Source organism: Pseudomonas sp. Leaf127 (assembly GCF_001423155.1).
GTDB classification, from domain to species: domain Bacteria; phylum Pseudomonadota; class Gammaproteobacteria; order Pseudomonadales; family Pseudomonadaceae; genus Aquipseudomonas; species Aquipseudomonas ovata.
In genome coordinates, this window is record NZ_LMOA01000021.1 from 131,570 (window position 1) to 151,114 (window position 19,545).

The 19,545-nt window shown below is 59.8% G+C and carries 18 protein-coding genes; 11 read left to right on the forward strand and 7 right to left on the reverse strand.

Going from position 1 to position 19,545, the window contains the following annotated elements; all coding sequences use genetic code 11:
• Positions 1–23 precede the first annotated feature (23 nt).
• Together ASF84_RS13900 and ASF84_RS13905 are read left to right on the forward strand one after the other, a co-directional pair.
• Entirely contained in the window at positions 24–560 is a 537-nt protein-coding gene (locus tag ASF84_RS13900) for a hypothetical protein (protein ID WP_056839293.1), read from the forward strand.
• Between the two features lie 129 nt (positions 561–689).
• A complete protein-coding gene (locus tag ASF84_RS13905; RefSeq protein ID WP_056839296.1) occupies positions 690–2,303 on the forward strand; it encodes a hybrid sensor histidine kinase/response regulator in 1,614 nt (537 codons plus the stop codon).
• A gap of 423 nt (positions 2,304–2,726) precedes the next feature.
• Here the strand turns inward: ASF84_RS13905 and ASF84_RS13910 are convergent, their stop codons facing one another.
• The gene (locus ASF84_RS13910; RefSeq protein ID WP_056839298.1) at positions 2,727–3,191 is read right to left on the reverse strand and encodes a hypothetical protein; all 465 of its coding nucleotides are present in this window, start codon (positions 3,189–3,191) and stop codon (positions 2,727–2,729) included.
• A 305-nt stretch (positions 3,192–3,496) separates the two neighbouring features.
• On the opposite strand from ASF84_RS13910, the gene ASF84_RS13915 reads away from it, so the two are divergent.
• A complete protein-coding gene (locus tag ASF84_RS13915) occupies positions 3,497–3,901 on the forward strand; it encodes a DUF2251 domain-containing protein (protein ID WP_056839301.1) in 405 nt (134 codons plus the stop codon).
• Positions 3,902–3,907: 6 nt separating this feature from the next.
• Here ASF84_RS13915 and ASF84_RS13920 read toward each other — a convergent pair whose 3' ends face one another.
• Positions 3,908–4,213, reverse strand: a complete 306-nt coding sequence (locus ASF84_RS13920) for a hypothetical protein (RefSeq protein ID WP_056839302.1) — start codon at positions 4,211–4,213, stop codon at positions 3,908–3,910.
• Between the two features lie 122 nt (positions 4,214–4,335).
• Here ASF84_RS13920 and ASF84_RS13925 point away from each other — a divergent pair, with 122 nt between their 5' ends.
• Positions 4,336–4,806, forward strand: coding sequence for a hypothetical protein (locus ASF84_RS13925; protein ID WP_236709425.1), 471 nt, complete (start codon positions 4,336–4,338; stop codon positions 4,804–4,806).
• Between the two features lie 173 nt (positions 4,807–4,979).
• On the opposite strand, the gene ASF84_RS13930 is transcribed toward ASF84_RS13925, so the two are convergent.
• Both ASF84_RS13930 and ASF84_RS13935 read right to left on the reverse strand, forming a co-directional pair.
• Positions 4,980–5,600, reverse strand: coding sequence for a DUF7716 domain-containing protein (locus tag ASF84_RS13930; RefSeq protein WP_056839305.1), 621 nt, complete (start codon positions 5,598–5,600; stop codon positions 4,980–4,982).
• 59 nt (positions 5,601–5,659) lie between these two features.
• On the reverse strand, positions 5,660–6,235 hold the full coding sequence (locus tag ASF84_RS13935) for a DUF1349 domain-containing protein (protein ID WP_056839308.1): 576 nt from the start codon (positions 6,233–6,235) through the stop codon (positions 5,660–5,662).
• Positions 6,236–6,388: 153 nt separating this feature from the next.
• Between ASF84_RS13935 and ASF84_RS13940 the strand changes: the two genes are divergently transcribed.
• Complete coding sequence (locus ASF84_RS13940) at positions 6,389–7,606, forward strand: MFS transporter (protein ID WP_056839310.1); 1,218 nt, start codon at positions 6,389–6,391, stop codon at positions 7,604–7,606.
• A 64-nt stretch (positions 7,607–7,670) separates the two neighbouring features.
• Here ASF84_RS13940 and ASF84_RS13945 read toward each other — a convergent pair whose 3' ends face one another.
• Positions 7,671–9,605: a sigma 54-interacting transcriptional regulator gene (locus ASF84_RS13945; protein ID WP_056839313.1), complete on the reverse strand. Its 1,935-nt coding sequence runs from the start codon at positions 9,603–9,605 to the stop codon at positions 7,671–7,673.
• 216 nt (positions 9,606–9,821) lie between these two features.
• Here ASF84_RS13945 and ASF84_RS13950 point away from each other — a divergent pair, with 216 nt between their 5' ends.
• From ASF84_RS13950 to ASF84_RS13975, 6 genes are all read left to right on the forward strand, one after another.
• On the forward strand, positions 9,822–10,703 hold the full coding sequence (locus tag ASF84_RS13950; RefSeq protein WP_056839315.1) for a DUF1932 domain-containing protein: 882 nt from the start codon (positions 9,822–9,824) through the stop codon (positions 10,701–10,703).
• A 10-nt stretch (positions 10,704–10,713) separates the two neighbouring features.
• The gene (locus tag ASF84_RS13955; RefSeq protein WP_056839317.1) at positions 10,714–11,418 is read left to right on the forward strand and encodes an RraA family protein; all 705 of its coding nucleotides are present in this window, start codon (positions 10,714–10,716) and stop codon (positions 11,416–11,418) included.
• Positions 11,419–11,499: 81 nt separating this feature from the next.
• Positions 11,500–12,861 carry a CitMHS family transporter gene (locus ASF84_RS13960; RefSeq protein ID WP_056839318.1) on the forward strand — a complete coding sequence of 454 codons (1,362 nt, stop codon included), beginning with the start codon at positions 11,500–11,502 and terminating at the stop codon, positions 12,859–12,861.
• 92 nt (positions 12,862–12,953) lie between these two features.
• Positions 12,954–13,946, forward strand: a complete 993-nt coding sequence (locus ASF84_RS13965) for an AraC family transcriptional regulator (RefSeq protein ID WP_056839320.1) — start codon at positions 12,954–12,956, stop codon at positions 13,944–13,946.
• A gap of 132 nt (positions 13,947–14,078) precedes the next feature.
• Positions 14,079–15,113, forward strand: coding sequence for a histone deacetylase family protein (locus ASF84_RS13970; RefSeq protein WP_056839322.1), 1,035 nt, complete (start codon positions 14,079–14,081; stop codon positions 15,111–15,113).
• Positions 15,110–16,201: a polyamine ABC transporter substrate-binding protein gene (locus ASF84_RS13975; protein WP_056839325.1), complete on the forward strand. Its 1,092-nt coding sequence runs from the start codon at positions 15,110–15,112 to the stop codon at positions 16,199–16,201. The genes ASF84_RS13970 and ASF84_RS13975 overlap by 4 nt, the downstream gene beginning before the upstream one ends.
• A gap of 78 nt (positions 16,202–16,279) precedes the next feature.
• On the opposite strand, the gene ASF84_RS13980 is transcribed toward ASF84_RS13975, so the two are convergent.
• Together ASF84_RS13980 and ASF84_RS13985 are read right to left on the reverse strand one after the other, a co-directional pair.
• Positions 16,280–18,052, reverse strand: a complete 1,773-nt coding sequence (locus ASF84_RS13980) for a BCCT family transporter (RefSeq protein ID WP_056839327.1) — start codon at positions 18,050–18,052, stop codon at positions 16,280–16,282.
• A 177-nt stretch (positions 18,053–18,229) separates the two neighbouring features.
• Complete coding sequence (locus ASF84_RS13985) at positions 18,230–19,435, reverse strand: MFS transporter (RefSeq protein ID WP_056839329.1); 1,206 nt, start codon at positions 19,433–19,435, stop codon at positions 18,230–18,232.
• Positions 19,436–19,545 lie beyond the last annotated feature (110 nt).

Genomic DNA, 19,545 nt, shown 5'->3' on the forward strand with positions numbered 1-19,545 from the left:
TCACCTGCGCCCGGAGGCTGTCTTTGCTTAAAAAACTGCTGATCGGTGCACTCGCGATCCTGGCACTCGTATCCGCGATGGTCCTGGTTTTGGCCGTTTTCATCTTTACATCGTTCACGCCCGATCGAACGCCGACGTTCAGTGTGCCGTTGGACATGCAGGGCCCCATAAGCACAACCCGTCTTGAGGTACAGGTGACCGAACCCGATCGTTATGCCGTGACGCTGCGTTATCCCTACACCGGCGGCGTCGAACGAGACAAGGCCTGGGCGCTGGCAGGCGGCGACACCCTCAAGGATGGCGTCTGGAACGAGCGAGGGTCTTCGCTGGTGTTTCAAGTCCGCATTCAAGAAATCCCCAGCGGGGTAGAAGTACTGGACCTGCACGTAATACACCCCAAACTGAACTCATGGGAGAGCAACTACCTGAACGCCGAATTGATCAGGACTACGCTTGAGACGGGGCTTTATCAGGTGTCAGTGCAGCGCGAGGGAAGCCTGGCCGATACGCCTCCAGCCGCTCTTGAAATCCAGTTTAGCAAGGCTCATCGGGCCAAATAATCCCGACGCCCGAAGACAAGGCAAGACCGGTTCCAGTGTCTGGCTTTTTCAAGAAGAAAAGGGCGCGTGTATGTACGACGCCCGTACACCCGTCCATGCATCACCGCCAGCCCAACGGCAGGGTTACTCATGAAAGACCGGAAAAACGCTGAACTGGATCAAGCCACGCTGAGGTTGACGGTGGCGACGGTGGCTATCACTTATGTGTCGCTGATAGGGTTTTTGCCAGGCTACAACGTCGCGCACTATCAGCCCATCATTGCTTACTATGCCGGCTTCCTCGTTATCTCCTTTATCTTGCGCCAATACATTATCAGCCGCCCTGGCGTATTTCCGGCACGCCGGGTATTCGGGATGGTGCACGACTACACCGGCATTTCCGTAGGGCTGGTGGTGGGCGGGGAAGCGACACTGCCCATCTTCAGCGTGATGGTCTGGGTGACGCTGGGGAACGGTATGCGCTACGGCTCGCGTTACCTGGCAATTGCAGCGTCCCTGGCCCTGTTGGCGATCCTGATTATCTATCAGCTGACGCCGTACTGGCAGGCACAGCCGTTCATGGTCCTGATGCTGGTCGCAGTCACGATCCTGGTGCCTGGCTACGCCCATATTCTGTTGGTCAGGACGCGTCAGGCGTCGGAGCAGGCGACCGTTGCCAACCAGGAGAAAGAGCGCTTTCTGGCGCAGGCCAGCCATGACCTTCGTCAGCCCATCCACTCCATCGGCATGTTCACCGCCTGCCTGCGTGCAAGCCCGCTCGGCGATTACGAGCGCAAGCTGGTGGACAATATTGATCGATCCTTGCACAACGTGGCGCAACTGTTCCGCTCCATCCTGGACATCTACACACTGGACAGCGGCAAGGTTTCGGCCAAGTCAGACGTGGTCAACCTGGGCGAAATGCTGGCTGAAATCGCTCAGCAGAATATCGCTGCCGCGCGCTGGGCCGGTGTCGAGCTCAGAATCCGGCCTTGTAACCGGTGGGTGAGGGTGGACGTCACGCTGTTGGCCACCATGGTCCAGAACCTGCTGTCCAACGCACTCAAATACGCGCCAAACCATCCAGTACTGATCGGCGTACGCCGCCACAAAGGAGGATTGTCGATCAGTGTCCATGACCAGGGGCCGGGTATCGCCGCCGAGCATCTTCCTAACGTCTGGGATGAGTTTTATCGGATACGCCACGAGCGTGACAAGGATGTCGAAGGCGTTGGCCTGGGCCTGTCGATTGTCAAACGACTCAGCCAGATTATCGGCGTGCAGATTCACATTGAATCACGCATAAACCGTGGTACCCGCGTGACCATCCACGGCCTCGAAGAAGTCGCGACTCCCGTGCAGCAGCCGCGCAAAAAACCCTTGGGGCACAGCCTGCTCCAGGGCGTCAGGATTTGCCTGGTAGAGGACGATAACAACGTTCTCATGGCCACCGCAGCCTTGCTTGAGCGTTGGGGATGTGTTGTCCAGACCGCCAGCTCGGCGCAAGGGTTGAGCACCGACTGCGACATTATCGTGGCCGATTACGATCTGGGGACGAACGCAAACGGCCTTGATTGCATCGACAGTATCCGCCTGGCCCGGGGCTGGGACGTTCCGGCACTGATTGTCACCGGCCGTGAAGTGGACATCGTCCAGGAGGCATCGCAGTCAAGAGACATATCGGTCTTGTCAAAACCCTTGAGGCCTTCGGAGCTGCGCCTGACCCTGCTGTCGATGTGCGAGAAAACGGCGGAACAGGCCTGAACACATGACCCCGCCGGGCTGACAAGGGCGCGCCTCAACCGCCACGAATCTATCGTCATTACCGATCGTCACGCGCTTGTGCCGTGCCTTTGACGCGCTATTACTGGCTGTTCGGGCAAGCCTGGAGAGGTAAGCCCATATCAGGCCTTCCTGAATCAGCTTTCGCTCATACAGGTTCAGGGAGGCTTCGGTATTATCGACAAGTCGGGCAGGGGCCGGATCAGTCGCAGGCAGAGCGCCGGCATGTGTATCCAGCGGCTGCCAGCTGCACACTGACACCAGGGTGATGAACGCTACTCGCAGCAGTGGCGTTTTCCAGTTCGTGGAAACGCGGGTCGCTACGGTGTCTGGCGTCAATGGAAAAGTCCCTGTGTTTTAGGTGGGGCTGGAATGAGTATGTTAGCCAGCGCAGGCCGATGCCGGTCAACGCAAGTGCTGAACCAGTTGCCAACAGTGCTGCCTGTACTCGAACAGATAAGCCTGGGGTGCACCGAGGGTTCTGATGACTTCGTCGTCAGCCGAAAACTCGGCCTTGATGAAATCCGCACGCATGCGCTCGCCATCGGCAACCAGATCGAGCTTTATTCGAACCAGGTCGCTGGCGTCCTTTTCGGGCTCATCAAAGACCCAACGAGAGTCAACCAGCGCAACCCGGAAGGGTTCAGCAGGACGATGCACGGTTGGGGCACTGTAGGCTTCACGCAAGGCGGGATCGGTGACGAACGTTTCGAAAAAAGTGCCAAAGCCATCGGCCGTTTTTTCGCAGGCTTGCGCCGGCATTGCCGGGCGACTGGGGTCAGCGGCTGTCGGTGTGGAAAAGGCTGCCACGCCGGCACAACTTGGCAACAGCAGCGCCAGCACTGCGCGGGTGAACAGGCGTTGCGCCATGAAGAAGCTCCTCAGTGAGAGACGCAGGTCATAGTCACTAGCGTGGTGGTTGCGCAAGAGGGCATCAATAGTACAGGTGTACTACGAAGAGAAATCCCGGTCAGCGGCCGCTAAATATAACTCTACTAAATGTTCCTTTAGTTTAGTTATCAGTTATTTTTATAGTGTTGCAGTCTGAAAGAACAGGCTGGGCAGCACGTTCAGGAAAGACATCATACCCCTTGCCTGTGATGAACAGACCGGACAGGGCACAAACACCTAACAACGCGGTCTTTATAGACTTCAAGCCCATCAGGATCAACCCCATGCCCATTTATCTGGCTGCTGAAGAGACATTGAACGTAGGACAGGCCTTGGCCGTAGATGCTCCGGCGCAAAAAGGCTTTTTTACGGTGGCCTTCGAAGACGATGGAGACACCGGCTATTTCTATGCACTCGACATGCGTGACGACGATAACCCGGTCCGCGATGCACTGCACATCTACGACGTGGCCAGTGTCTCCGACCGAACCAAGCCGTCGACCGTCAAGGTCGGCTGGTCGACGGACCACACCAAGGCTGTGTTGCTGATCAACGACTATCCCCATGCCGTGTTCGATTTCCAGGCCGAACAAGGCTACTGCCGCACCGGATTTCCGCCACCGGCCAGTACCGGCTGGTCTGTGAGTGGGCATGACTGGGATGACGCGGCGCTCGAACTGTTTGCCTGATGGGCCTTACAGGCCTTTCATGCACTTGCGGACATCCTCATCGATAAGATTGTCGGGCTTCATGCACTCACGCAGGGTTTTTCTGTCAGCTGTTCTATCGAGCTCGCGTGACTCAGTGCGTGCCGGATTGTTGCGATCCCGGCATTGAGGTGTGTTGTTGATCCCGGGTGTGCCCGCCATGACGTCGCAGACAAACGCATTACTGAGCGTTTGCATGTGTTTGCCCAAGGGCTGCGCGACTGAAGAAAGCGAACCGGCCGACCACGCGGGTGAACAGGCGCAAGCGATTATGAGCACCACAGTGCGTTTCATGATTCATCCTTGAATTAGACCGTTGCAACGGCAGAGGCGAGATTATGGCGAGCATTCGCAAGCAATGTCGATTAGCCATCACCTTAAACCACACGGCATCACGTATCTAAAGGACGAGCAACGTGCGAGCACGCCTGACATTTAGTCTATGGGCCGCCTCACTGGCGATCAGCAGCCTCTCAATCGCGGACGAACTTGCGCGCCAGGAGCAGATCAAGGCATTTGGCGCGGCCGGATTCAACGGCACGTCCTCGGCGTGCGAAATCGAGGAAACAGGCAACTACACGCCTGTCACGATGGAGCTGGTCAAAGATCTGAACGGAGACGGCCGGCAGGATGCACTGATCACTGAAGGCAGCGCCTCGTGTTACGGCCTTGCAGGCACGGGGTTCTATCTGGTCAGCCGACAACCTGACGGTCAATGGAAACTCATGGCCAGTGAAAGTGGCTCCGCTGAGTTTCTCGCCAGCAAGGGTCGCGATGGCTGGCCCGATATTCAGGTCGTCGGTCCTGGCTCATGTTTTCCGGTGCTGCGTTACGATGGCGAGCGTTATCGGGTTCACCATCGTATGGGTGACACATGCCATGAATAACGAGTATGGACGGCGGAGGTTTGAAAGCGCCGACGGCTGGGCTTGAAATCGAGCCACCCCGTGGCCAGACCTCTGCATATATGATTACGTATAATGTATATTATGTTAAATCACGTATGCCTGTAAGGGATTGTTGCCCTCGTTCTTGTTGCTATGGTTCGTATGGCCCTCATCTACTGCCACGGAAATGATCGATGTACCACTCGCTGCAACGGAATCGAACGCTCAGAAAAACGCCCTTCGATCTGCCGGCACTGGTCGCCGGTCATGCGCGTTCCCAGGCACAACGGCAATGCTCTACAACCCTGCAACGCACTGGCAATGTTGATTCCAAGAACAGCGCTGACTTCCCGCGCCGCGACACTCAACTGGTCAGGCGCGCATTCAGCCAGAAACAGGTCGTACTCGGCGTATAACTCTCGGGCCAACCCGGGTTCTGCTGCCTTGGGGTTATCTGCGCCGGGCACTTCCATGAAGGCATCTTGCTCAACGTAATGCTCAAGGGCACTGGCGTAATCCTCCAGGCTCGAGTGCGGCTGCTGTCGCTTCTGCACGCTCAAAACGTCTGCAAAAGTCGCCGCTTCCAGGCACGACGACAGACCGTACCGGGCGCCAAAGTCCGACACGCGACGCTCATCGTCTTCATCAAGGTTCGAACCCAGGTAAAAGCGGCTGTCTAACAACGCTGTATCGCCCTGAACATAGACCCAGGCGTATCGCCTCCATAAAGCCTGATCATCAGAGCATGCCGCGAAAGCTTCTACTGTTTCGCGAAAGGAATTGAGCTTGAACATCCTGCAACGGCTCCTGCAAATGGCGCGTGTAATATGAGTAATGGCTGCTGACACGGCACTCACGTCAAATCATGAAGATCCTTGCCATTGGGCTCAGTCACCAGCATCTCGGAAAAACTCACCGTCAAACCTGCGCGTTCAGGTGTACACGCCATCGGCCCGACCCAGTACTGGTCGGCCACGGGAAACGGTGCCAGCCGGATCAGTGACCATTGTTCGCCATCGCTCGACGCCTGAACTTTCATAACGCCCTTGCTGACGGTCACGCGCAGCCAGAAACCCTCTGCGCGTCCGTTGAATGAACCGGTTGCCCAGTCCGACACACCGTCCGTGATGACGGTGCTCAAGAATGGGACACCGTCATTGACCTCTACGGTGATCTTGGCCCAACGCTCTGCGTCGATTCGTACCATAAGACCGGCCTGGTCGTAGAGCGCCTGAAAATCAGCGGACACCTTGGCTTGCGCGGTAAAACCGCCCGTTCGCTGTACACCGAAAAAGTGACCGGTGTCCCGGATAAATCCGTAATGCGTTACCCGCCAGAAATCGCTGCCCGCGTCTGTGGTGAACGACAGCGTATTTGCTGTAGTCGACCAGGCTTTTGGCTCATTTAACCATACGTAACGATCAAACATGTTCATGCCCTGCTTGTTGATGAAGCCGTCTTATTGATCACACTGATGATTATTATCGAAAGGCTCGCCTGTCGGCTGCCAGAACCGACTCCTATAATCGGCCCCTCCGCTTTTACCGTCTGTTTCAGGCGACATTCCCTCAGGAACCCGCATATGCCAAGCGCCCGTCAGGCCCCTCCCGAACATAATCAACAAAGCGTCAGACAACAGTGGCTGGCCATTCTCTCGGTTGCCGTGGGGGCTTTTGCCTTGGTCACCAGTGAGTTTCTGCCGGTAGGCGTACTCAACGATGTCGCCAGCGACCTCGGTATCAGTGCCGGCCACGCCGGCCTGATGATCACCCTGCCCGGCATCATGGCGGCCCTGGCGGCCCCGGTGCTGTCTGTGGGCATTGGGGCGCTGGACCGTCGCTACCTGCTGATCGGCCTGACCCTGATCATGATCATTGCCAACGCGGTCGTGGCCTACGCCAGCGATTTCAACCTGCTCTTGCTCGGTCGCGTGCTGCTGGGCATCAGTATTGGCGGTTTCTGGGCGACGGCCATTGCCCTCAGTGGTCGCCTGGCGCCCAAGGGGGTGGGCGTTGCCCAGGCCACCTCGATCATCATGGTCGGCGTGACCCTGGCCACCGTGCTGGGCGTGCCCGTAGGCACCTGGCTGAGTGGTCTCATGGGCTGGCGCATGACTTTCCTGGTGACCGCGCTGGTGGGCATTCCCGTGCTCCTGGCGCAGATTCTCCTGCTGCCAAGGCTCACGCCGGACAAAGCCATTCGCATCAGCGACCTGCCCGCCTTGTTCATCAATCCCCAGGCCCGGGTTGGATTGATTGCGGTCTTGCTGATTGGCCTGGCGCACTTTGCCGCCTACACCTATGTCGCGCCCTTCTTCAAGCAGAGTGCCGGCTTTGATGGGCCGACGATTGGCTCACTGTTGCTGCTCTACGGCATCGCTGGGGTCATCGGTAATATTTTCGCCGGCTTCGCCGCCAACCGCAGCGTGCGCCATACCTTGTTGCTGATCGCCTTGCTGATCGGCATCAGCACCGCCCTCTTCCCTTACTTCGCCACCACCCTGACGGGCGCGGCGATGCTGATAGCGCTCTGGGGCTTTGCCTTCGGTGCCTTCCCGGCCTGCGCCAGTATCTGGATGTTTGTCGTGGCGCCCAAGGAGGTCGAGCGTGGCATGCCGCTGTTCGTCGCCTTGTTCCAGGTGATCATTGCGCTGGGCTCGTTCTTCGGTGGGCAGATCGTCGATCAACTGGGCAGCTCGGTGCTGCTGAGCCTGGCCACAGCGCTGGTCGGCTGCGGCTTCGTTACAGTGCTGGTGTTGGGACGCAAGGTCAGTAACAGCCTGGTAGCCCAGCCCGGCTGATCATTGCCGAGGGTTCGGCCAGAGGCGGACATAGCCCCTCTGGCCCGCCTGACGATACGCCCATTCACGGTTGGGCGTATCGAGTCCGGGCAAACACATCAGGATCCTGGTCCTGATACTTCTTCATGCGCCGCCATAGCGTCGTGGTACTGATCTTCAACAGCTTTGCCGCCTCCTCGCGATTGCCGCGTACACAGGCCAAGGCCCGGAAAAGCACTTCCTGCTCACTGTCGCCAAGGCCGCCAGGCGGCGCACTCGCGGCAACGGTGGCCGTGGCATCGGGCAAGTCCTCCAGCACCTCCTCCACCCAGTCACCGATCATCTCCCGGCCCTGGCTCATCACCGCCAGGCGCTCGACGACATTGCCCAGTTGGCGAATATTGCCTGGCCATTCGAATGCGCTCAATCGCGCCAGCAACGGATCGCCGACCATGGCGGCTGGCAAGCCAAAGCCTTTGAGCAAGTGGCCAATCAGTTCGGGAATGTCTTGCCGGCGCTCGCGCAGCGCGGGCAATTGCAGTTTCAACACGCAGATGCGGTAGAAGAAATCCTCACGAAACAGCCCCTGTGCCAACAAGTGCGTCAGGCGCTTGTTGCTCGCGGTGATGATGCGGATATCCACCGGCGTGACCTTGTCGTCGCCTATGCGCACCACCTTGCGCTCCTGCAGGGTGCGCAGCAATTTGAGCTGGATGTCTGCCGAGGTTTCGCTGATCTCGTCGAGAAAAATGGTGCCGGTGTGCGCCATTTCGAACACGCCGGCCTTACCTTCGCTCAGCGCGCCAGTAAAAGCGCCTTTGACATAGCCAAACAGCTCGCTCTCCAGCACGCTAGGGGCGAACGCTGCACAGTTGATCGCCACAAACGGCCCCAACCGGCGTTTTGAAGCATTGTGGATGCTCTGGGCAAACAACTCTTTGCCGGTGCCGGTCTCGCCTTCGATCATCACGGTGCTGTCAACGACGGCAAAGGTCTGCGCCAGGCGCTTGGCCTTGATCAGCGCCGGGCTGCTGCCGATGATCGAATCAAAGGTGTTTTCGGCCACATGCAGGCGTGCCTGCCGGCGGCGCATTTTCTGCTCCATGGCCTGGATTTCAGTCTGTTTCTGCAAGGTGGCGACGGCCCCGATCACCTGCTCGCCCAGCGTGATGGGCGCAATGCTGAGGGTCAGTGACAGACGCCCCAGGGTAATCAACGCACCGCGTACCGCCGTCGCCTTTTCCAGCACGCGGCCGAAATAATCCTGCTCCAGCAAGCCGGCAACCGTGTCACCACAGGCCCGGCCGCCCAGGTACTGCGTCGCAACGCTGTTCATATTGGTGATGACGCCCGCGCTGTCGATACTGAAAATGCCCTCGGACACACAATTGAGGATCGACTGGATCATCTCGTAGCGGCTTTGCAGCTCCAGGCGCTTTTGCAGCCGCTCTTGCTCGATCCGCAGCAGGTGCAACGCCTCGTCTATCGCGTCGAAGGCGGCATCGGTGTCGGCCTCGGACATGACGTAGCTCATGCCGCGAATCTTGACCGCGCGCTCCAGGGACAACCCGCCGATTGCCACCTTTATACCGTCGGCCCGCAGCCGATCCAGCTGGGCCTCGGTGGCCTGTGCACTGCCAAAGGGATCGATCAGGCAGATCGCAACCTCAGGCATGAACGGCCGGGCCTTTTCCAGGATCGTCGCATAGCCGTCCGAGGTGGCCAGGAAGGCGATTCTGTCCGACACCTCACGCGCCTTATGGTAGGCATTGATGCAGTCGAAGAACGTATGCCGGACTTCCACGATCGGCACCTGCAGACGCTCACGCAACACGCTGGCGGTCTTGCCACGGCTGATGATCACGCTGGCGCCCTCTTCCACCAGCCGCTGCGCCATCAGGACCGCATCAAGCTGTGTGGCCTCGGCCACCGAGACCTTCAATCCGCGCAGGGACAACGCCCGGTTCATGACTGCCGTCAGAGTGGTGGAGGGAGAAATGACCGCAAGTTGGCTCAGCATTGAAGGTCCCTGATCAAAAGGTACAAGACGGCACGGTATTCACTGGTGAAAGCTTTTGCAATTTATTGAAATGAAACGTCCTTTCATTAGCGCCTGAAAAAGCACTTATAAAAAAATTAAGCGATTGATTTTAATAGCATTAATTCTTTCTAAGAAAGCTGGCACAGCCTTTGCCATTTCATCGGTAACAACAATACAAATAAAAGGAAACAATCGATGAAACTCGTCTTTATCGGGTTCGGCGAGGCGGCCTTCCACCTTGCGCAGGGTCTGCATACCCAGGGCGACCTGGAGATGGGCACCTTTGATGTCAACGCCCGCGACCCTCAGCGCGGTCCCCTGATTCGCCAGCGTGCCCAACAGACCCGCGTCACCGTTTTCGACTCGCTCGAAGCCGCCTGCCACAACGCCCGCTTCGTGGTGTGCCTGACCAGCGCCAGCAGCGCACTGGGTCTGGCGCAGCGCATCCTGCCCTTGCTGCAGGCCGGGCAGACCTACGCCGACATGAACTCGGCCGCCCCGACCGTCAAGCAGGCCATCGATGCATTGCCCAGGGCGGCAGGCGTCGGTGTCTGTGACATCGCGGTGATGGGCACCGTACCGGGCAATAACCATCGTGTGCCAATGCTGCTGGCCGGCGACGGCGCCCAGGCTTTCAACCAGGCGTTCAGCCCTTATGGCATGCGCCTGAGCGTTCTGGCCGCGCCGGCCGGCGCGGCCTCGGCCATCAAGATGCTCAAAAGCGTGGTGATGAAAGGCCTGCCGCAATTGCTGATCGAGGCCTTTCAGGCCGCTGAAAAATTCCACGTCCTGGACACGCTGGTCGAGTCCCTGGGCGACTCGCTCAACGGCAAGACCGTCGAGCAACTGGCCAATACCTTCACCGCGCGGACCCTGATCCACGCCCGGCGCCGCAGCGCCGAGATGACTGACGTGGTGGCCACCCTCGAAAGTGCCGGCGTAGACGCCTCAATGTCCAGAGCCTGCCATGGCCAATTGGAAAAACAGGCCGCCATCGACTGGACCACCCTGCTCGGCCCTGACGCCAGCGACATGGACTACCGCACCGCCATCCAGCACTTGACCCGACTTTCCTGAGGACACCGCCATGAACACTGAATACTACCTGCCCCTGCCCGACCTGATTCCCCAGGACCTGCTTGATCGTTTTCGCCAACTGAGCCCGGCGCAATTGTGCGACGGCATGGCAAAACTGGGTATCGCTCGCAATGGCGCCATGGACGCTGACCTGATGCCGCTGGATGAACGCAAGGTCATGCTCGGCACCGCGTACACCGTCGACACCGAAGACGGCGACAACTTCCCCATCCATGTGGCGGTGTACCAGGGCCAGCCCGGCTATGTGCTGGTCGTCGCCGGCAAGGGCTACCCGGGCCGCGCCTACATTGGCGACTTGATGGCCGGTGCGGCACAAGCGGTGGGCCTGGCCGGCATGGTGATCGACGGCTACGTGCGCGACAAGGTGCCGCTGGCCGGGCTGGACATCCCGATCTATGCCAAAGGTTTCATGCAGCGCAGCCCCGGCAAGCAAGGCCCTGGCAAGATCAACACCCCGGTGACCTGCGCAGGCGTCGAAGTGGCTGCCGGTGACCTGGTGTTCGGCGACTACGACGGCGTCACGGTGGTGCCCCGTGCACGCTTGCTGGAAGTGCTTGAGGCCTCGGAGAAAAAGAGTGCCTACGAAACCCAGCGGCGTGAGGTGATCGACCACTACGTACGCTGCCGCGACAGCGGCGCACCGCTGCCTGAACTGGCGCCTGCCTGGGTCACCGAGCTGCTGCAAGGCCAGTAACTCCTCCGGGCCCGGTGCACAAGCCGGGTCCGCGCATCACCGCCGTACCTCTCAATAAAAATAATAGGTGGAGACGTTCAGATGCTGACAGTTCTGGGCTACGTATTAATAGCGGCATTCCTGCTTCTAGTGATCAAACAGAAACTCTCGCCCTTCACCGGGTTGATCGTGGTATCGCTGGCGGTCGGGATCCTGGCCTGCCTGCTCAACGGCGTGCCGCTCGACACGATCATCACCTGGATCAAGGAAGGCCTGTTCTATTCCAGGGGCACCGACGGAAAAATAGCCCTGGGTACAGTCAATCCGACGGTCATGATCCTCTTCGCGGTGCTGTATTTCAGTCTGATGATGAACGTCGGGCTGTTCGATCCGTTGTGCACCTACCTGATCCGCAAGGCCAACGGCGACCCGCTGAAGATCATTCTGGTCACCGCCCTGACGTCCGCCGTGGTGACGCTGGACGGCGATGGCACCACTACCATATTGATCATCACCACCGCCTTCCTGCCGTTGTACAAACAGATGGGCATGAAACTCTCCAACCTGGCGATGCTGATCATATTGCCCTGCGGGCTGGGCAACTGCCTGCCGTGGGGCGGCCCACTGGCGCGGGCCGCCGCGGTGCTCAATATCGAGGTCAACACCCTGTTCGTGGCGATCCTGCCGATCCTGGGCGTGTCGTTCATCTACGTGTTCATCATGGCCTACATCATGGGCGTCAAGGAGCGCAAACGCCTGGGCTACGTGGCTGGCGAGAAAGTCATCGTGACGCCGCAGCAGATTGCCGGGATGGTCAAGGTCATCGAAGACCACGACAAAGCGTTCAAGCGGCCCAGGCTGTTCCTTTTCAACCTGGCCTTGACCCTGGGCATGCTGGTGATCCTGATCGCCGGATGGGCCAGCGGGGCGGTCGTGTTCATGCTCGGCACGGCATTGGCGCTGACGCTCAACTACAGCGCCGTGGAGCAGCGCGAGCGCATCACCGCCAATGGTGGCGATGCCGTGGCCGTGGCTTCGATCATTCTGGCGGCGGGCTGCTTCCTGGGGATTTTCAACGGCAGCGGCATGGCGGATGCGGTGGCTGTGCACATGGCCAGCCTGATTCCGGAATCCATGGGCAGCCATACCGCCCTGATCTTCGCCTTCCTCGGTGCGCTGGCCTGCTACGCCCTACCGGTGGACGCCTATTATTTCGGCATCCTGCCGGTGGTGGCGCCGATCGCCTACAGCTTTGGCATCACACCAACCGAAATCGGCGTGGCGTCATTCATGGGCCAGGCGCTGCGCTATGCCAGTCCGACAGTGGCCTGGCTGTTCCTGCTGATGAACCGCACCGAGATGAGCTTCGGTGAATACCAGAAAGAGTTTTTCAAATGGTCGCTGCCCATGTTCGGGATCTTCCTGGTCACCGCGATCGTCACCGGTGAGCTGCCGGTGGGCTGAAGCCTGTGGACGGCAGGCTCGCCAAGGCTGCGCGGCGAGCCTGCCGGCACATAACTTGCTCTTCTTGCAGCCATCGCCTGCAGGAGGTCCCCATGCTGCATTCCCACCTCACCACCCTCAATGCCGTCTCGCTGATACTCGGCACCTTCAAGGCGCAAGGCTTGCCCGCCGAAGCGCTGCTGGACGGCAGCGGCATCTGCGCGGCGGACCTGAGCCGTGCCGACACGCGCATTGCCACGCATCAGGAGATGCAGGTATGCACCAATGCCGTGGCCTTGCAGCGTGACATCGGCCTGGTGGTCGGACAGCGCATGCATGTCTCGTCCTACGGCATGCTCGGCTATGCCCTGCTCACCAGTGCCACTTTCGGTGACGCTTTACGCCTGGCCCTGCGCTATCCGGCGCTGCTGGGAACACTGTTCGAGCTGAGCCTGGAAGAAGATGGCGAACGGATCTGGTTTACCGCGGGCGACTACCGCGAGAATCCGGCCCTGACCGCTTTCAATGTCGAGCTGTGCCTGGGGTCGCTGAAAGTCATCTGCGACGACCTGCTCGGCCATTCATTGCCCCTGCTGGGCGCGCGTTTCGAGCACGACGCGCCGGACTACCAGGCGCGCTACGCCGACTGCTTCGACTGCCCGTTGCAATTTCAGGCAACCGCCAATGCGTTTGCCTTTGACAAGCGCTGGCTCACCCAGCCGTTGCCGCTGGCTGACACGGTGACTCACCAGGCCATGGTTGAGCGCTGCCGTAAACAGAACACCGAGTTCATCGGCCGCGAGACCTGGCTGGGACGGGTACGCCAGTTACTGGCGGCACAACTGCATGCCGCCCCCGGGCTGGATGGGCTGGCCCGGCAGATGAACTGTTCGGCCCGCACCCTGCGGCGGCACTTGCACGACCTGGGCTGCAGCTATCAGGAACTGCTCGACGAGCTTCGCTTCGAACGCGCCAAGCAACTGCTGGTCCAGGACCGTTGGCCGGTCTACCGCATCGCCGAGGCCCTGGGCTTCAGCGAGACCGCGAGCTTTCGCCACGCCTTTGTACGCTGGAGTGGCGTGGCGCCGAGCCAGTTTCGTGCATGACGCCCCATTGAAGGGCGAATTGCGGACAGACAATCTGGCCATATTTATCCCCTTTTGGCCGCCCCTGCCATTCTCATAAACCGCGCCCACGGCAAGACTGCAGGCACCGACACCGCCTGCAGAGAACAACAAATGCTCACGATCTACTCCGATGATCACCACCTGCACCACGGTCGCTGTGAACTGATGGACGGGCAGTTGATGCCCTGCTTTGAAATGCCCTCGCGCGCCGACCATGTATTGCAACGGGTCAAGGACCGCCAACTGGGCCCGGTACAGGCGCCGCAGGACTTCGGCCTGGCACCGCTGCAACGCATCCACAGCCGCGATTACCTCGAATTCTTCCAGGGGGCCTGGGCGCGCTGGGCTGCCTTCGGCCAGGACGGCGACCTGCTGCCGTTCACCTGGCCCGCCCGTACCCTGCGCCGCGTATTGCCCACCAGCCTGCACGGCCAACTGGGTTATTACAGCTTTGACGGCGGCGCACCGATTACCGCCGGCACCTGGCAGGCCGCCTACTCGGCAGCGCAGGTCGCGCTCAGCGCCCAGCAAGCGATCCAGCAAGGCGCCCACAGTGCCTTCGCCCTGTGCCGTCCGCCGGGGCACCATGCAGCCGAAGACTTGATGGGCGGTTATTGCTACCTCAATAACGCCGCCATTGCTGCCCAGGCCTTTCTGGACATGGGCCACAAAAAGGTCGCGATTCTGGATGTGGATTACCACCACGGCAACGGCACACAATCGATTTTCTATGCGCGCAGCGATGTGTTGTTCGCCTCGATCCACGGCCACCCGGAGGCGGAGTTTCCATTTTTCCTGGGCTACGCCGACGAACTGGGTGAAGACGCAGGCGTGGGCTTTAACTTCAACTACCCGCTGCCGGCCGGCTCTGGCTGGGAGACCTGGAGCGCAGCGCTGGAACAGGCGTGCACGGAAATCGACTATTACGATGCTGATATCGTCGTTGTGTCCCTGGGCGTGGACACGTTCAAGGACGATCCGATCTCAAAGTTCAAGCTCGACAGCCCCGACTACCTGGCGATGGGCGCACGCATTGCCCGCCTGGGCAAACCCACGCTGTTCGTGATGGAAGGCGGTTACGCCGTGGAAGAAATCGGCATCAATGCCGTCAACGTTCTCGAAGGTTTTGAAGGGGCAGCGCCATGAACATGCTCAAGTCACTCATCCTCTGTACCGCCGTCATCGGCGCGGTCGCGCAGGCCGAAGAGAACACCCTGCGGGTCTACAACTGGTTCGACTACATCACCCCCAAGGCCCTGGAAGATTTCAAGGCACAGAACAGCGGCATCAAGCTGGTGTACGACATCTTCGACACCAACGAAGCGCTGGAGGCCAAGCTGCTCACGGGCAATTCCGGGTATGACGTGGTGGTGCCGTCCAATGTGTTCTTGGCCAAGCAGATCGAAGCCGGCGTGTTCCAGCCGCTGGACCGCAGCCGCCTGCCGAACTGGAACCACCTCGACCCCAAGCTGATGAAGCTGATCGAGGCCAACGATCCGGGCAACAAATTCGCCGTGCCCTACATGTACGGCACCATCCTGATCGGCTTCAACCCGGACAAGATAAAAGCCGCGTTGGGCACCGACGCGCCGGTCGACAGCTGGGACCTGATCTTCAAGGAAGAGAACATCAGCAAGCTCAAGCAGTGCGGCGTGGCCTTGCTCGATTCGCCCTCGGAAATCCTGCCACTGGCATTGCAGCACCTGGGCCTGGACCCCAACAGCAACGACCCCAAGGACTATGTCAAGGCTGAAGCGCTGTTGATGAAAATCCGCCCTTATATCACCTACTTCCACTCCTCCAAGTACATGGCCGACATCGCCAATGGTGACATCTGCGTCGCCGTCGGTTACTCCGGCAGCTTTTCCCAGGCCGCCAACCGCGCCAGGGAAGCGAAGAACGGCATCAACGTAGACATGCGCCTGCCCAAGGAAGGGGCACCGATCTGGTTCGACATGCTCGCCATCCCCAAGGGCGCCAGAAACCCGCAGGACGCCTACACCTTCATCAACTACCTGTTGCAACCCCAGGTCATCGCACCGATCAGCGATTTTGTCGGCTACCCGAACCCGAACAAGGACGCCACCGAGCAGGTCGACCCTTCGATCCGCAACAACCCCAACCTGTACCCGACCGAGGCAGCCATGGAAACGCTGTATACCCTCAAGCCCCTGGTGCGTGATGCGGAGCGGGCCAGGACCCGGGCCTGGACCAAGATCAAGGCAGGCACCTGATTACCCTGCCTGATTCAGGAGCCGGAACAGTCAGTGGCCGGCAGGGGCACCCAAGCGTGCCCATGCCGGTCAGGGACCTTATTGATTGTCGATGTCACCGATGGCTGTGATGTTCATCGAGGGGGCTGGCTCGCCAGCCTTGGCAGCAGCCTTCTTCTCCTGAACAACGATGTAGAACTCCTCACCATGCTTCACTGCACCGTACAGCACCGCTTTCTCGATCAGTTCGCTGCCGCGCAGGTGACGCAGCATCATCGGGTCCTTGCGCAGGTCGCGGTACAGCGCCAGACAGAGAAAGACCATCACGACCACAAAGGGCAATGACACGACAATCGTCAGGTTCTGCAAGCCTGTAAGGGCTGCGCCCGGGTTTGCCGGGTCGCCAATCACCAGCATGATCGCGGCAACAGTGCCGGTCAGCGCCCCCCAGAAAATCACCGTACGCCGTGACGGCGCTGTCGTGCCGCGCTCCGAGAGCGTGCCCATGACCAGCGATGCCGCATCCGCCCCCGAGACGAAAAAGACAGCGACCAGCACCATGACCAGCACAGAGGTTATCGACGACAGCGGATAGCTGTTCAGGAGTTCGTAAAGCGCGTGGTTACTGTTGACCACACCGTCCACCAGCACCAGGCTGCCCTCGCGCACCGCGTCGATACTGGCGCCACCGAAAAGGGTGAACCAGATCAGGCTGACCAGGCTCGGAACCAGCAACACGCCACTGACAAATTGCCGGATGGTGCGCCCACGACTGATGCGGGCGATAAACATGCCGACAAAAGGCGTCCAGGAAATCCACCAGGCCCAGTAGAACACGGTCCAGCTGGCCAGCCAGCTGTCCATCTGCGGCCCGCCACTGGCACTGGTGCGCGCCATCATTTCCGGCAGCAGTTTGATGTAGATACCGATCGAAGTCGGCAACAGGTTCAACATCAGCAGTGTTGGCCCGACCAGAAAGACAAACACGGCCAGTATCAGCGCCAGAATCATATTGATGTTGGAGAGCCACTGGATGCCTTTGCCGATGCCGGAAACCGCCGAGGCAACGAAGGCAATGGTCAACACCGTGATAATGACAAGGTAGAACGCCTTGCCGGGGTGATCGATCCAGCCGTTGTATTCGAGACCGCCTGCAATCTGCAGGGCCCCGAGCCCCAGTGAAGCGGCCGAGCCGAACAATGTGGCAAAAATGGCCATCATGTCGATCGCGCGCCCCAACGGCCCATTGGCATGATGGCCGATCAGGGGGCGGAAGGCGTTGGAGACCAGCTGTGAACGTCCGCGTCGAAAGGTACCGTAAGCGATCGACAGGCCGACGATGGCGTACATTGCCCAAGGGTGCAGGGTCCAGTGGAAGAGCGTGGTCGCCATTGCCACTTGCATCGCCTCGTTCGATTGACCGATGGCCGATCCGGGCGGTGGCGTCATGTAGTGAGACAGCGGCTCGGCAACCCCGAAGAACATCAGGCCGATGCCCATGCCGGCACTGAACATCATCGCCACCCAGGAAATCGTCCGGAACTCGGGCTCTTCGCCATCGCGCCCCAAAGGAACCCTGCCGTACCGGCTTGCCGCCAGCCACAGCACGAAGACGACGAACAAGGTCGATGTCAGGACAAAGAACCAGCCGAAATGCACGATGACCCAGGATTGGGCGGTAGACGCACTCGCCGCCAGGCTTGCCTGGTTGATGATCCCCCAGAAAATGAACGCGATTGCCGTGAGACTGGTAATACCGAATACGATCCAGTCGATCCGGCCTTCAAGATGACGGTCCTGCCGTGCTTCTTCACTTTTGGAGGGGTCGGTTACGCCAAGCGCCAGGGTTTCAGCGTTGTTTTCGGTTGCCATCAATAGCCATCCATTTTGGGGAATCTGCAGGTTTTTCTTGTTTTATCGGTAACACTGCATGCAATGGGCGCGGTGCCCACTGGAGACCCCCGGATTATCCGGCTCTCGTTCCCTCCTCTTGTTCTGGGAACGGCGTGGCGCGAGCTTTGAACGACTCGCGCAACACGACGTGTCCCCTCAATGCCCCATCACCTCTGCACCCACCGGCCTGTCACCTTGCGCAAATCCATGAACCCGCGCGCGCGACGCAATGCCCAGGCTCAGCAGCAGCAATAGCAACAAGGCCCAGGGAAACGCCCCCGCCCCCCATTGTCCCAGCAAGACGCCCCCCAGCAATCCACCGCCGGCAATGGCGCTGTTCCAGACAACCACGTTCATCGACAACGCCACATCAGCGCCCTCACCTGCCGAATCGGCCAGCGCTGTCTGCAACAGCGTGGCGGCGCCGCCAAAGGTCAGGCCCCAGATAAAAACCCCGATGTAAATGGCCAGCACAGAACCTGCAAACATGCCCAGGAAAACCGAAACCGCGGCAAAGGTGGCGAGGCTGGCCAATACGGTCTGGCGCAGATGCCGATCAACCAGCCGCCCGGTGATCCAGATGCCCACCAGGGCCGCGACACCAAATGCCAGCAACACCCGATCCACCTCATCCGCCAACCCGGCCCTGGAAACAAAGGGCGCGACATAGGTGTAAAGAATGTTGTGCGCCAGCATCCAGGTGAAGACCACCCCGAGTACCGGGCGTACGCCTGGCGTGAACAAGACCTGGCGCAAGGCCAGGCGTTGCGAAGCGGCCTGGCCTGGGTAATCAGGCACCTTGACCAGCACCCAGACGATCAACAGCAGGGTCATCCCGGACATCAGGCCAAACGCCAGGCGCCAGCCCATGGCACCACCCAGCCAGGTGCCCAACGGCACGCCCAGCGACAAGGCGATGGGCGTTCCCACCATCGCAACAGCCATCGCACGGCCCTGCAATGACGGGACGACCATACGGCGGGCATAACCGGCGATCAGGCTCCAGGCCAGCCCCGCAGAAACACCCGCGAAAAACCGTGCGATCAAGGTCAGCCCGTAACTGGACGACAGCGCGGTGACAGAGTTGAACACCAGAAAACCGACAATCGCCAGCAACAGCACGGTCCGGCGCCGCCAGCTCTGCGTGGCGATGGTCAGTGGGATGGCCGCCAACAGCGACCCCAGGGCATAAACCGTCACCATCTGCCCGGCAAAGGATGCCGAGATTCCCAGGCCATTGCTGATCTGGGGTAGCAACCCTGCGGGTAACGTCTCGGTCACGATGCAGATAAACCCCGTCATGGCCAGCGCCAGCAGTGCCGCCAGCGGAAGCTTTGGGTCTTCTTTCTCATCTGTTGCCATTTGATCCTCCTCACTAATATACCGATCGGTATAAATATAGGGAGAAGCTGTCAGGTGGTCAACGACTTATGTATCGATTAGTATCCAAGTGCATTCAACGGAGAACCGAC

Coding starts and splice junctions, on each gene's coding strand:
- ASF84_RS13905 (WP_056839296.1), top strand. CDS start 690: ATGAAAGACCGGAAAAACGCTGAACTGGATCAAGCCACGCTGAGGTTG.
- ASF84_RS13950 (WP_056839315.1), top strand. CDS start 9,822: ATGAAACTCGTCTTTATCGGGTTCGGCGAGGCGGCCTTCCACCTTGCG.
- ASF84_RS13965 (WP_056839320.1), top strand. CDS start 12,954: ATGCTGCATTCCCACCTCACCACCCTCAATGCCGTCTCGCTGATACTC.
- ASF84_RS13945 (WP_056839313.1), bottom strand. CDS start 9,605: ATGCTGAGCCAACTTGCGGTCATTTCTCCCTCCACCACTCTGACGGCA.
- ASF84_RS13985 (WP_056839329.1), bottom strand. CDS start 19,435: ATGGCAACAGATGAGAAAGAAGACCCAAAGCTTCCGCTGGCGGCACTG.
- ASF84_RS13940 (WP_056839310.1), top strand. CDS start 6,389: ATGCCAAGCGCCCGTCAGGCCCCTCCCGAACATAATCAACAAAGCGTC.
- ASF84_RS13910 (WP_056839298.1), bottom strand. CDS start 3,191: ATGGCGCAACGCCTGTTCACCCGCGCAGTGCTGGCGCTGCTGTTGCCA.
- ASF84_RS13980 (WP_056839327.1), bottom strand. CDS start 18,052: ATGGCAACCGAAAACAACGCTGAAACCCTGGCGCTTGGCGTAACCGAC.
- ASF84_RS13915 (WP_056839301.1), top strand. CDS start 3,497: ATGCCCATTTATCTGGCTGCTGAAGAGACATTGAACGTAGGACAGGCC.
- ASF84_RS13920 (WP_056839302.1), bottom strand. CDS start 4,213: ATGAAACGCACTGTGGTGCTCATAATCGCTTGCGCCTGTTCACCCGCG.
- ASF84_RS13930 (WP_056839305.1), bottom strand. CDS start 5,600: ATGTTCAAGCTCAATTCCTTTCGCGAAACAGTAGAAGCTTTCGCGGCA.
- ASF84_RS13975 (WP_056839325.1), top strand. CDS start 15,110: ATGAACATGCTCAAGTCACTCATCCTCTGTACCGCCGTCATCGGCGCG.
- ASF84_RS13935 (WP_056839308.1), bottom strand. CDS start 6,235: ATGTTTGATCGTTACGTATGGTTAAATGAGCCAAAAGCCTGGTCGACT.
- ASF84_RS13955 (WP_056839317.1), top strand. CDS start 10,714: ATGAACACTGAATACTACCTGCCCCTGCCCGACCTGATTCCCCAGGAC.
- ASF84_RS13970 (WP_056839322.1), top strand. CDS start 14,079: ATGCTCACGATCTACTCCGATGATCACCACCTGCACCACGGTCGCTGT.
- ASF84_RS13960 (WP_056839318.1), top strand. CDS start 11,500: ATGCTGACAGTTCTGGGCTACGTATTAATAGCGGCATTCCTGCTTCTA.